Here is a 13252-nt window from a genome sequence, read left to right as displayed (position 1 = left end):
GGCCCATTTCAAGAGTTAAATTTTTAGTTTGGCGACACTACCACTAAATCCTTCCCCAAAAGAAATAAGCAATATAGAACCATTTACTTTTTGCTGATTGATAAGTCTTTCCAGCATAAATCCTATGGAACAGGAAGATAGGTTGCCATAATTTTTAAGCACAAAATATGAAATGGATATTTTGTCCATTTGATCATCCAACATTAGATTTTTTTGCACTGCACTAATAATTTTTTTACTTCCAGCATGGATTAAATAAAAATGAATATCTTCTTTTGTTAGATGGTCATCATGTTGACTTATGGCTTGGCGTAATAACAACTCACTATATCGAACCACCTTACCCAATGTATATTGGGGAAAGTTTTCATAACATGGAATCTTGACTCCGCCTTCATTCATGCAGAGTATCTCACTGTCTCTCGCATCAATATTGGTCAAGTGATAGGATTCAAAACTATCCTCTTGAGTTCCGTGGCCTAAGAGTATTGAAACAGCTCCATCGCCGAATAAATAGCTATTAATCAAATTATTCAATGCCATCTGTGCTTCTTTTTGTTCGGTATGATCCTGAATTGCCTTTATTTCACTAAAAGAAACTATAGACTTATTGGCAAGCACAGATGAAACCATGGCGGTATGGGTTTCAGCAACAGAAATAACTACATGTTTGTGAGGGTGTGACTGTAAAAAGTATGAGGCAATCTCAAAGGCCTTTATTAAAGCGCTACATCCTTGGTTTTGCATATTAATTATATTAATATCATGCGGCATCATATCATTATCCATCATAGAAATAATCTCATATGCCATACAGGGTAAAGGCTTTTCGGCAGTATTGGTGACCGCTATTAGTAAACCAACATCTAAATCGTGAGGAAATTGCGCTAAACATTTTCGTATTGAATTTGCCCCCAATTCATTCACACCAGACATTAGCTTACGCTGTTCTTCACCGGCAAGATATTGGGGATAATTTTCAACAACTGAATATCGTTTATCTATATCCATGGATTGAAGCATATCAATTACTTGAGTACTAAGATGTCCTGATACTTTATTCAGAAGGTCTTTGCTTGCTACACACTGTTGAGGTAAATCAGATGCAACACTTAAAATCTCTAAAGAACCCATACCATTTTCTCCCAATTAATGATAACCAGGTTAGAAATAAGGTCTATGCAGTGATTTTATTTTTAATGATGTTGTTTTTAAGAATCAAAACTCGACACAGCCATGAACAACAATGAAATTGCCAACTAACCAGTTATATACATCAAACTGTTTTAACTAAATAATTATTGATGGAAAACCAACAAGTGGTATTTTTGAATGTAGCACATATTTGAGCAAATTGTGCAACTGCTAACAAAAAATTACAAAAAAATTATTTTAGCCAGCTCATGATGGGTTTTACCTTTAAAATTCATTTACAATCATCTCTGATGGAAAAACGGGTTTATTGAACCCAAGACCCCAAAAATTGATTTGCAGTGCAGCATTTTTTTAAGATTCAGCTCAACATTTGTTTCGTGCTATCCATAAAAAAGGGCCTTTTGATATTTACTTAAAACAGCGGTGTACTGTATGTAAAGACAAAACAAACATTGATTGTAATTTACATTGTGATCTTGATAGTTACAATCGTCGGCATTGATCTTTTGTTCTTCAAGGAGCGGTACTGGGAACGTCTGATGGCAAACATAGTTATCGTTCAACTTTTACTGTCTTTTATTCAAGATTCATCAAATAAAGGGTGCTAATGTACTGGTATAAACATTTTGTCTACCCTTAACGAGCATGTTTTAAAGTTTTTTGCAATATGATTTGATGCTTTTTAGTGTGCATTGAGACTTTAACCTGGCGACATAGCAACTGGCTGCTTCAGCACGTCATTTGGAGCTAGGGAAACCTTCCCGATGGGCCGGATCAACCCTCCTCAAGTTTTCACACAGCTGCGTGAGTTCTTCAGTTCTAACTTTATCAAGTTGCCCTAAGGCTGCTAAATCATAGATCGCAGAGGCTGTTGCCCAACCAACGACACCGCCTACAGGCTGCATGGCTCCACGAATCACAAAATCAATGACTCGATTACCAGAATCCGAAATGACCGAGGGAAACCAAGAGTCCTCTTTTCGCGTTCTATAATTGTAGAAGCTTAACTCCCGTGGCAAGGTCTTTTCCTTAAATGTAGGCAGCGGGTCAAATGCACGGTCCTTCCGGCAATATTCATTAGCTACATGGACAGGTACATCGCGCTGCAAGATACCTACTTGCCTCCAGGCAGCCTCCATAGCCACCCAATTCCGTGTACTCAACCAGAGGTCGTAACCCTTAATATAATTTTCTAGAGCTGTTTTGAGGGGGGTAAAATTAAAATGCTTGGAACCCTTAATCTCGACACCATTTTGTATGTACGTCAAGCCATTCTTCTCGATATCTTCACAGCGTTTGAGCATAGCTGCTTTGGTTTCTGCATCCATGTATTTTTCCAGCATTCGGCACATGTGGGTGTCCTTTGCCCAGTAGGCGTATTCATATGCTGTGATGTTCTTAAAGGTTCTCCCCGAATAGTCAGTTAATGTGCCACACTTTAATAGCAATTCAGGGTGCATATCGACTATCTTTTCTGCTTTATCCTGTTGTCCAGTTGCTGTGTTTAACAATAATAAAGAGAGTAAATCGCTTAGTCGATTTGGTTGGAACAGAGTATGTGGTCTTTTATGTGTTTTTATAAGTGCGCTGATATCTTTATCTGCTTTGGGGTCTTTCTTTCTGAGATAGTCGCCAATTCTTGTAAGAGTCTCGTTAGAAATGGATTCGAAGTAAGGAAATTGATGCATCACATCGTTTATTTCTTGAGGCAAGTTGGCAAGATCTGATAAATTATTTATCAATTCAAGTTGCTGATTTGGAAGCAAATGATGAAAATTCAAAAATTGATTTTTAATTTTACTGGGTATGCCTGTGAATGCAGTATTTTTTTCTTTAATTTGTTTGACAACCGTTGCATACAACGATTCAAAATGAGTGCCTAGTTCTGGCTTTTCAATTTTGTATTCTGCCATGTCAAAACACGCTCAAGTGATTTAGTTGGTGCAGATCTTATCATAAAATGCTCTCTATGTGTAATAAATGATTAAAAAGGCTGATATTTTCTCTCTAATGTGTATAGAACTTATCTTTAAAAAAAGTGTAGCAATCTTAGTAGGATTGGATCTCAATGTTGAGCATGCGACAAGCATTTAAGATTTCCTCAACGCACAACTGATTATCATTAGAATAATAGAAAAAATCTCTGTGGATGTTACTACTGATAGAGTTTAACGAGCAGCCATAAATTGAAGAAATGGCGGTCTGTCTGCCGTCAGAAAGACTCACTCTGCTGTAGTCACTGGATAAAAAACAGGTCATTTCTGGGTTATTGGAAAAAATCGAAGTTAAAAAAAATGAATTGAAGCACTGACAAGCGAATACATTGTTATCAAAAAATAAAATAATTGTAACCACCATCATTATAAAAGTATTTTTAAAAGTGAGTCTCATCATCAGCACCTCAGCAAATCCATTTTCTAAATTATAGAATACTGAGCTGCAAATATACCTTGAGGTGCTTCATATGAGGCATATACATCTTGGTGAAGATCGATGTACTCATTAATCTGCTCTTCATTAATGGTCTGATCATTTTTGATAAGAAGTTTTCTAATATAGGGCGTGTTGACAATTTATCCCCACCGGCTACGTGCCGCGACTTGTTCGCGGCATCCAGGAAATGGTCAAGTTAAGATGAACTTAATTCATTGCTCTAATCTAATGATTAATAAGAGCAAACTCATAATATATCGATTTCAATATCAAGTATAAAACGAGTTTGCAATGGCTAGACTGATGCTCAGTGATGAGCTATGGTCTAAGCTAAAGGAGATAATGCTACAACAAAAATTCATAGGGCAGTTGATGCTTGCGGCCTTCCAATTGAATTTCAATTGACTGGTGGAGAGGTACATGATGCTAAAGCAGCTTCAGGTCTCATTGAAACACTCCCTAAAGCTGATTACACCATTGCAGACAAAGGATATGATAGCGAGGAAATTCGAGATCAGATTAGGCAAAAATCATCTACTCCAATGATTCCTCGGAAGACGAACTCTAAAACTGGGAATGCTGATATTGATTGGGGTCTATACAAATATCGTCATCTAGTTGAAAACGTATTTGCGCGACTTAAACATTTTCGAGCTGTTGCCACAAGAGATGATCAATTGAAGAGAAATGATGCGTCAATGCTCGCAATGGCTTGTTCCTATATTTGGCTACCAATGTAATCCGTGAAATTTAGGTGATATCATCGCATTGAGTCCAACACTCTGAGCAAAACAAGGAAGCCAAATGAAGTCATTTTATGTCTATATTATGGCAAGCAAGCGAAGTGGTACACTATACGCTGGTTCAACATCAGATTTAATTAACGAGTATGGGAACATAAAAACAACCTGATTCCAGGATTTACAGCTAAGTACAATGTACATATTGGTTTATTATGAGGTTCATCAAACCTATATAGAAGCTGCTCGACGTGAAAAGCGATTCAAAAATTGGCCCAGGCAGTGGAAGTTACATTTGATTGAGAACCTAAATACAGAATGGCATGATCTTTATGAAGAAATTTGCCACTGATTAAGATCGGCTGGTTGCCGCGAACACGTCGCTGCACGTAGGCGGTGGGGATGAATTGTCAACACGCCCTAGTGCTCTCGTGCAGGTATCTCTCTATGTGGGGTATTAGGTGATTTAGTTTTTTTTTGTAAAAAGTGTTTTTTGAAAAAATTTAAAATAGATTGCAAAGAGAACATTAACCTCAGTGTCCTTTTTTATGGAAGTAAAATGGTGATGTATAAGCATTAATGTGTCAAATAAATCAAAAGGTTAACAGTGAGAACTAAAAGTTTACTTGTTGATTTTGAATTTTCTTACACCGCGCTAGGGGACGGGATGGATAAAATCCAAGATTATTCCAATGGATAAAGCAGAAACTAAGGCGAGTGCAATCATTTTGTTCGAGATATTAGTACACAAGAAAAATATTCAAAAATGAGCAAAGAGAGCTTGCTTCATAATTCTATTAAGGAACTAAAGTAAAAATTGATTTAAAACCAGAACAAGAGGAATTCGAAGACTATTCATGCAGAAATATGATGTTGGTATGAATTCCATAAATTAGATACTTTAGAACTGGCATTTTTATTGATTGCTCATAAAATAATTTATCTGGTATATTTGTGTTTCTAGTGTTCAGGCACGAGCCTTTCATTCAATTGATGTATTAATACACTGAGCTCTTAAGACTTGTATTTTAGAACTTAACTGCGAATTAAAATCCAAAAAAATAAGCGAGAATTATACATGAAGCTGATGTTTGTTATTGGTATAAACCTTGAAATAACAAAATGGATAGTAACTGAATCTAAATCTCCATTCGATGAGCAGGATAATCTGTGTGTTTATGAATGTTCTAAGCCAGAAGATGCTGAACAGATGCTGAAAACGATACAATCAGCATTCGAAATGAATGACTCTATGGATTTGGATGGGGGAGAGCATGAACTCTCATTATGGGATTATTATTTAGATACGCATGGAAATTATGTCGTTGCATCAATGAAATTTTTGGAAAAGTATTTTGATGGTAAAGTTGAAGAAGTTGATCAGGACCATAATTTTGATAATGAATTTTTCATAATCGACAAGCTAATGAATGACGAGAATGATTATGTGCGTCCCCGTTTGATTGTAGTGCATACCAGTGCAAACTCAATAATAATCAAACGTATGATACCGGAGCAAATTGAGGAGCCCGATTTAATTGATTTTGCGGAAGAATATCTAGGTGCTACTCCATATAGTAAGAGGTATAAGGAGAGTACTGCGCAGATAAAAGCAGCATACAGCTTTAATGGGTTATTTTTGCCTGGTGATAATTTTAATGTACTTTGGTTGCCTGCTAAACCTTATCAGGGACATGCTATGTTTACAGCCTATGGCTGTTTGAGTCATAGGATTGCTAAAATTTTGGAAACAAAAATTAGAGGTGATGAAAAAGCAAAAGAATCTTCGCCGCTAAAAAATAGTGAACACATAACTATGGCGTGTGAGGGACCTATTTTACTGGTTTCAGGCGAGTATTTAGAACAAATTTATGGTAAACCAGTTCATGTTTCTCTGGTCAATGATTTGGTAAAGCAAGGACTTGCAGATAAGCAAGCGAAACAACGGGCAACAGTTGTGGATAAATTTTATTCTGAATGGGATAAAAAATCTCAATTAAAAAGTCAAGCTCATCTTTTAAAGTTACAAAACAAGACAACACCAACGTTCTTTGCACCCCAAGTGGTTCCATTCAAAAACGATAGAAATCCTCTTGGTGTCTCTTCCTTGAGTCATGGTAAAATGACTGTTGTTACAACACCAGATGTGCTTCTGTCTCCTGGAATTTCTACCGAAAGAAAAACCGTTGTTCCAAGGCCTGATCCTCTACCCTATCCTTTTTCTGTGACTCAAAATTCTACTCAGAATACAACAAAATTGGTTGCTCCGGGAACTCAATCAATGTTCCATGTTTCTCATGAAGACGAACCTATAAAAGAGCTTACTGAAGAGGAGTTTTTGGGATTTTTTCAGTAATAGGAATATGATAGTTAAACTCCCCATGTTTTGCTCCATTAGAAAGAGCTCAATGCATCCAGCTGATTGAGTTCTTTTTTAATATTAATTCTATAGATACAAAATATGTTCATTTCGAGGCTCTGATTTTTCCAATAAATGTCTGCAACTGTTAAATAAATAGGGACTAAATTTCAGATTTCTCTAAGTTTGCTATTGACCTATCCCCCAAAAATAATGCCATGACATAGATGAGATTTCCGATAAACTAAACCAAAAGGAGATCTCAAAGTGAAAAAGCGTTACACAGAAGAACAAATTATAAAAGCAATCAAATCGCATGAAGCAGGTATAAAGGTCGAAGAGATATGTCGAGACTATGGAATTTCGTCAGGCACATTTTACAATTGGCGAAGTAAGTATGCTGGCCTTGAAGTGAATGAGGCCAAGCGTCTTCGTGAGCTTGAATCAGAGAATGTTAATCTTAAAAAACTGTTGGCAGATAAGCTCCTGGAGCTAGAGGCAATGAAGGATGTATTATCAAAAAAGTGGTGAAGCCAGCAGCAAGAAAGTCGATCATCGAGCACCTAATATGTTTCTTTAAGTTGAGTGAGCGAGTAGCTTGCAAGCTGGCAGGATTAAGCCGCACAGCATTTCGTTATCAATGTAAACCACGTACGGATGAGAAGGCCAGAACACGACTCAAGGTTTTAGCCGCACAATATCCGGCCTATGGTTATTTAATTCTTCATGGACTACTTAAAGCTGAAGGCTTGGTTCAGAATAAGAAGCATACTTATCGATTATACACTGAGGAGGGACTTCAAGTTCGAACAAAGAAAAGGAAAAAACTGACTCGTCCTCGCCAACCAATGGAAGTTCCTTCTGCACCAAACCAGCGTTGGTCGATGGATTTTGTATCGGATCAACTTAGCAATGGGAGACGATTTCGAATATTGAATGTAGTGGATGATTATTCTCGTGAAATGGTTGGCCAGCTAATATCTACCTCAATCAGTGGCAAACAAGTGGCTCGCTTTTTAGACCAACTTATTGAGCAAAGAAATAAGCCTGTTAAAGTGATTTGTGATAATGGTACAGAATTTACTAGTAAAGCGATGTTTTTCTGGAGCAAAGAAACGAATGTCACTTTAGGGTTTATTCAACCAGGAAAACCAACTCAAAATGCGTTTGTTGAGAGCTTAAACGGGAAATTCAGAAATGAATGCCTTAATCAGCACTGGTTTCGAACAATGGAGGAAGCACGATTTGAGATTGAACAATGGCGTAAACACTACAATAATGTTCGACCTCATAGCTCTCTAAATTATATGCCTCCTGTTGAATACGCAAGAAAGGTGGCATAGGATAATGAATCTCATCAAAGAAGTGGTACTAATTTAGGGGATAGGTCACTATACCAACCATAAAATAAATACATCTTTTGATATGGATGAGTCTGCTTTTTTTCATTTTATAAATGTCTAAGTAATTATAAGTTGCTTGAAGATGATTGGTTGTATAAAAAGCACACCAATTGATTTGTAGTTAATCTAATTTGAGTAAATTATTACCCTTGTGATAAAATGGTCAAAATTAAATCACAATGATTCGATTGCATGAAAAATCTATTTAAAAATTTTTTTATGCACGCTGTAAAATCCTTATGAGCATGACGACTCAAAATATATCAGGGAGTATCTTGTAGTATGAAATTAAGTGGCAATGGCAAGATCTTACTTAAAGTGACTGAGGACGATATCAACGAAGAGGGTTCTTTTGATATTCCGGCAGGGGTTACCACTATTGGATCAGAGGCATTTAGAGACTGCAGTCAACTAGAGTACCTTATCATTCCAAAAGGGGTCGTTTCTATTAAAATGTCGGCATTTATGAACTGTATTAAGTTGCAGAGTATTGTCATCCCACCTGGAGTTAACTCTATTGAGGGTTATGCATTTTTTGGTTGCATTAGATTACGTAGCCTCGTCCTCCCTGAAGGAGTTACCCACATACATATGAGGACATTTCATGAGTGCAGTGGATTAGAGGGCATAATTATTCCGCAAGGGATTACCGCCATTGAATTCGGTGCATTTTTTGGTTGTACTGGATTACAAAGTGTCATCATCCCAGAAGGGGTTACCTCTATTGGGCCTAGTGCATTTATTGGTTGCAGTCAATTACAGAGGATCACCATCCCTAAAGGGGTTAGCAGCATTGGAAGCCAATCTTTTATGAACTGCAGAAGATTGGAGGCAATAACCCTTCCAGAACTGATCTATCCCCACGAATTATGAGTTGAAATAAAGAGCGTCTCATGATCAAATGAGCGTCATTAAGACTCATGGAAATTAAAATGTTAGCTGTAGAAACCTATCTTTATAATTCGCTTACAGAATCATGTCCTGAAATTCATATATCACGATTGAATGCAGTAATGGATGTAGCATCAGGCTTAAGACATAGCCAAAACCTTTCATTAAGTGAATTAGGGAGGAACTTGCCTGGAGATGCAAAATTAAAAAATAAGATAAAGAAAGTTGATAGGCTGGAAGGCAATAAGGCACTGCATAATGAACTTTTTTCCATTTATCAAGGGTTATCAAGCTTTGTTTTTACTTACATCTCGCAAGATACAACCTTACCTTTGATTGTAGATATTTGCTGCTTAAAAGACGACCGAGAAATTCAAATGCTCAGTGCAGAAATAGCGTTAAAAGGTAGAAGTCTTCCTCTTTATCGAGAAGTGTATAGAGATACCGAAACAAAAGGACGAGCTAAGGACTTTTTAAAAGAGTTGAGTCTTTGTTTGCCCAAAAATCGTCGAGTAATCGTAATCATGGATGCCGGTTTTTATGAAGAATGGTTTAAAGAAATAGAAGCGCTGGGCTGGTATTGGCTAAGTCGTGTAAGAGGAGTTAAATCGGTACAATTATCCGAAGAACTGGGATGGAAACTCATTAAAGAACTAATCCCTGATATTAAATCTAAAACGACACATTATGAGCATGCTCTATTAACCAAAGAGCATACAAGACCTTGTAGGGTGGTTACAACCTATCGTAAGCCTAAGGGAAGAAAGGTAAAGACATCACGAGGAAAAACCACCTCGACACTGTCTAATGGAAGTTATAGTCAAGCTAATAAAGAGCCATGGATTTTGGCTACTAATTTACCATTGGATGTAGGGCCTACTGATATTATCAATCTCTATTTTAAAAGAATGCAAATAGAAGAATCGTTTAGAGATGTTAAAAGTCATCAATTCGGACTAGCAGGACGTTATGTGCGTACTCATTCAGTAGATAGATGGGGAGTAAAAATGCTTCTTGCTGCTATTGTGCAAATTACTTATTGGGTTATTGGAGTAATTGCACATAGTCAAAATAAACAACAATACTTCCAAGCCAATACGGTCAAAGATAAGAAAATATTCTCTTATTTTACCCTGGGTAAGCTTATGATTGAGCATAATCAGCTCTGTTCCTTAGCCCCTGACCCTAGAACCTTACAAGAGATTATAGAACAGGAGCTTAACCGTGTTTGGTAATTTCGTGGGGATCTTTCAGTTCCAGAAGGAGTTAATCGTATTGATAAAACGGCATTTCATGAGTGCCCCAGCTTAGAACGCATCGTGGTTGCCAGCCCAAAAGAAGCGGAGCGTATTAGGCCCTTATTACCTGCTTTTTTACAACCCAAGGTCATTTTCAAGGACCTGGTGGAAGAGGTTTTTAAATTCCGCAACGCCGAACTCTCTCGGCTGCTGCAAATCCCAGAAACCAATGCCTTATTTCGTTTTTTTCATCTGAAGTCACGCCATAGTTCGCAGGTTCGAGGGGAAAATGGAGTGAACCAAGAATGCAGCAAACTACCAGATGACCTGTTGCAGACGATAAATAATTTTAATCCCGATAATCGCTATTATCAAAAAGCCCAAAGACGCATACGGAATTTACCTTTACCTGCCAATGCAGCGGCAGTGCAAGATTATAAAAATAAGGTAACCGTAATCGTCAATGAATGCATCAGCAAGGCAAAGGAGTTTACACAACCTATTGATGAGCTCAAGGATAAGAGGGCCCAGGAGAGCAGCGCGCGGGTGGCTTTACCCAGGTAAAGATGAACTGTTCAATACATTATGGATGTTATTTATTTTGATTTGGATGTATTGCTGGGGTTGATAATTTATTTATTCACGAGGTAATAAAATACCAATGGGCACTTCGCCCAAAATGGGTTCAGGAGCATGAATATATATGAAATTAAGTGATGATGGCAAGACGCTAATTCAAGTGACTAATAGCGATCTAAAAAAGGATGGTTCTTTTGATATTCCAGAGGGGGTTACTTCAATTGGAGAGAAGGCATTCTTAGGCTGCAGTGAGTTAGAAAGGCTCTCCCTCCCAGAGGGAGTTACATCGATTGGAGAAGCGGCATTTCAATCCTGCACGGGGTTAAAAACGCTCATCATTCCTCAAAGTGTTACTTTAATTAGAAGTGGTGCATTTGATGACTGTAGTGGATTGCAAAGCATTAATATTCCGGTGGGGGTTACTTCTATTGAAAGGGGTGTATTTAGGGAATGTAGTGGATTACAAAGTATTACCCTTCCAGCAGGTGTTACCTCTATTGATGACTATGCATTTTTGAGGTGTAGTGGATTACAGAGCATTGTTATCCCTGAAGGAGTTACCACTATTGCACGCTCTACATTTGCTGGTTGCTCCAGATTACAGAGCATAACCATCCCGCAAGGAGTGACCTTTATTAGAAATTGGGCTTTTAGTAATTGTAGTGGATTACAAAGCATTATCATCCCAGAAGGGGTTACCTCAATTGGAAACTTTGCATTTTCTGGTTGCAGCAGATTGGAGGCAATAACCATTCCAGAAGGAGTTGAATCTATTGATCAATTTGCGTTTAATGAGTGCCCCAGCTTAGAACGTATCGTGGTTGCCAGCCAAAAAGAAGAGGTTAGAGATTTTATTAGGTCCTCATTACCTGCTTTTTTAAAACCCAAGGTCATTTTCGAGGACCTTGTGGAGGATGTTTTTAAATTCCGCAACGCCGAACTCTCTCGGCTGCTGCAAATCCCAGAAACCAATGGCTTATTTCGTTTTTTTCATCTGAAGTCACGCCATAGTTCGCGGGTTCGAGGGGAAAATGGAGTGAACCAAGAATGCAGCAAACTACCTGATGACCTGTTGCAGACAATAAATAATTTTAATCCCGATAATCGCTATTATCAAAAAGCCCAAAGACGCATACGGAATTTACCTTTACCTGCCAATGCACAGGCAGTGCAAGATTATAAAAATAAGGTAACCGTAATCGTCAATGAATGCATCAGCAAGGCAAAGGAGTTTACACAACCTATTGATGAGTTCAAGGATAAGAGGGCCGAGGAGAGCGGATGGCGAGTGGTTTTAAGAAGGTAAGAAAGGCGTTTTGGGTTATTCCTACATGAGTTTCCATTTATTTGTATAAGCACTTTGTTTGATACTGAAGTTTTGATGGCATTAATAATTCAGAAACACCATTAATGTTTACGGTGAACTATACCGCTGATCTATGAAAATGCTTGCTTTTTGCTCTAAGAAGATCATTCTGAGCCTTATGAAAAGAATACACTTATCCCAAGTAGAAAAAGAAGGCCTCGAAGGAAAGCATCGTTGTTGTTCAAATGGTAAGGAGCGTGATCGCATAAAAGCAGTTTTATTGCGTTCTGAGAGCTGGACAGTGCTAATGATTGCACAAGCACTGAGACTGCACGAATCGACTGTAATAAGACATTTAGATGATTACAGAGCGGGTAAATTAACCATTGCTAGTGGTGGTTCAGAAAGTCATTTAACAGAAGAACAAACACAAAAATTAATAGTCCACTTAGATGAGCACACCTACCATTATGTACATGATATTATTGCCTATGTAGAAAAGAACTGGTCGATTAGCTATAGTGTTCCAGGGATGAATAAGTGGTTACACCGGAACAGTTTTAGCTACAAAAAACCTAAAGGTCATCGGCATAAAGCGAATAGGGAACAGCAGGATCAGTTTATAATGGCGTATCAAGAACTCAAGAAGATTTTAGAGCCTGATGATGCTATTTACTTTGCTGATTCAGTTCATCCTAGCCAGGCCACACAACTCGCTTATGGTTGGATAAGAAAAGGGCAAACTAAAAAAGTAGCAACCACTGCAAGCAGGACACGAGTGAATATCATTGGATCGTTCAAGCTTGATGCGATACAACATACCGCGGCAGCCCAATATGAAACCATCAATACAGAATCCATCGTCAATCACTTACACTTGATAAGAGCGAATCATGGTTCAAAAGGCATCATTTATTTAATACTTGACCAAGCCCCCTATCATCGAGCAGATAGAGTCAAGGAAGAAGCAAAAAAATTAGATATTCGCTTAAATTATCTTCCTCCCTATAGTCCAAATTTAAATCCTATTGAACGCTTATGGAAAGTGATGAATGAGAAGGTCAGAAACAATCGATTTTTCAAAAATGCTAGGGCGTGTTGGCAATTCATCCCCACCGCCTACGTGCCGCGACGTGTTCGCGGCAACC

Annotated in this window: 9 protein-coding genes and 2 pseudogenes; 9 read left to right on the top strand and 2 right to left on the bottom strand. The window is 37.9% G+C overall.

Translation table 11 applies throughout. The annotated features are described in order from the left end of the window. Positions 1–15: 15 nt before the first annotated feature. Together OQJ26_RS02085 and OQJ26_RS02080 are read right to left on the bottom strand one after the other, a co-directional pair. Complete coding sequence (locus tag OQJ26_RS02085; RefSeq protein ID WP_265702234.1) at positions 16–1134, bottom strand: 3-oxoacyl-[acyl-carrier-protein] synthase III C-terminal domain-containing protein; 1119 nt, start codon at positions 1132–1134, stop codon at positions 16–18. A 758-nt stretch (positions 1135–1892) separates the two neighbouring features. Continuing rightward, positions 1893–3068 (bottom strand): hypothetical protein, encoded by a 1176-nt coding sequence (locus OQJ26_RS02080; RefSeq protein ID WP_265702233.1) that lies wholly within the window; start codon positions 3066–3068, stop codon positions 1893–1895. Positions 3069–3917: 849 nt separating this feature from the next. Between OQJ26_RS02080 and OQJ26_RS02075 the strand changes: the two are divergent. The 9 genes and pseudogenes from OQJ26_RS02075 to OQJ26_RS02035 all read left to right on the top strand — a co-directional run. Continuing rightward, positions 3918–4328, top strand: a pseudogene (locus OQJ26_RS02075) (IS5 family transposase); the annotation flags it as partial. 64 nt (positions 4329–4392) lie between these two features. Next, positions 4393–4680, top strand: a pseudogene (locus OQJ26_RS02070) (GIY-YIG nuclease family protein). Positions 4681–5406: 726 nt separating this feature from the next. Beyond that, positions 5407–6684, top strand: a complete 1278-nt coding sequence (locus OQJ26_RS02065) for a hypothetical protein (RefSeq protein ID WP_265702232.1) — start codon at positions 5407–5409, stop codon at positions 6682–6684. A gap of 270 nt (positions 6685–6954) precedes the next feature. Then, positions 6955–8030 (top strand): IS3 family transposase gene (locus OQJ26_RS02060; protein WP_265674795.1). Its coding sequence is split into 2 segments (ribosomal slippage): positions 6955–7204 and positions 7204–8030, totalling 1077 coding nucleotides; the frame shifts between segments, so codons are not numbered across the junction. Positions 8031–8372: 342 nt separating this feature from the next. Then, positions 8373–8963, top strand: coding sequence for a leucine-rich repeat domain-containing protein (locus OQJ26_RS02055; protein ID WP_265702231.1), 591 nt, complete (start codon positions 8373–8375; stop codon positions 8961–8963). 47 nt (positions 8964–9010) lie between these two features. Continuing rightward, on the top strand, positions 9011–10216 hold the full coding sequence (locus OQJ26_RS02050; protein WP_265702028.1) for an IS4 family transposase: 1206 nt from the start codon (positions 9011–9013) through the stop codon (positions 10214–10216). An 84-nt stretch (positions 10217–10300) separates the two neighbouring features. Next, entirely contained in the window at positions 10301–10783 is a 483-nt protein-coding gene (locus OQJ26_RS02045) for a hypothetical protein (RefSeq protein WP_265702230.1), read from the top strand. 139 nt (positions 10784–10922) lie between these two features. Beyond that, positions 10923–12104, top strand: coding sequence for a leucine-rich repeat domain-containing protein (locus OQJ26_RS02040; RefSeq protein ID WP_265702229.1), 1182 nt, complete (start codon positions 10923–10925; stop codon positions 12102–12104). A 178-nt stretch (positions 12105–12282) separates the two neighbouring features. Next, the coding region (locus OQJ26_RS02035; RefSeq protein WP_265702228.1) for an IS630 family transposase at positions 12283–13252 on the top strand (970 nt) is incomplete at its 3' end.

Source organism: Legionella sheltonii (assembly GCF_026191355.1).
GTDB lineage: Bacteria > Pseudomonadota > Gammaproteobacteria > Legionellales > Legionellaceae > Legionella > Legionella sheltonii.
This window is presented reverse-complemented; position numbering and strand designations above follow the sequence as displayed.

Excerpts from the sequence above, each read along its gene's own strand:
- OQJ26_RS02080 (WP_265702233.1), bottom strand. The coding sequence starts at position 3,068 with ATGGCAGAATACAAAATTGAAAAGCCAGAACTAGGCACTCATTTTGAA.
- OQJ26_RS02040 (WP_265702229.1), top strand. The coding sequence starts at position 10,923 with ATGAAATTAAGTGATGATGGCAAGACGCTAATTCAAGTGACTAATAGC.
- OQJ26_RS02085 (WP_265702234.1), bottom strand. The coding sequence starts at position 1,134 with ATGGGTTCTTTAGAGATTTTAAGTGTTGCATCTGATTTACCTCAACAG.
- OQJ26_RS02055 (WP_265702231.1), top strand. The coding sequence starts at position 8,373 with ATGAAATTAAGTGGCAATGGCAAGATCTTACTTAAAGTGACTGAGGAC.
- OQJ26_RS02050 (WP_265702028.1), top strand. The coding sequence starts at position 9,011 with ATGGAAATTAAAATGTTAGCTGTAGAAACCTATCTTTATAATTCGCTT.
- OQJ26_RS02065 (WP_265702232.1), top strand. The coding sequence starts at position 5,407 with ATGAAGCTGATGTTTGTTATTGGTATAAACCTTGAAATAACAAAATGG.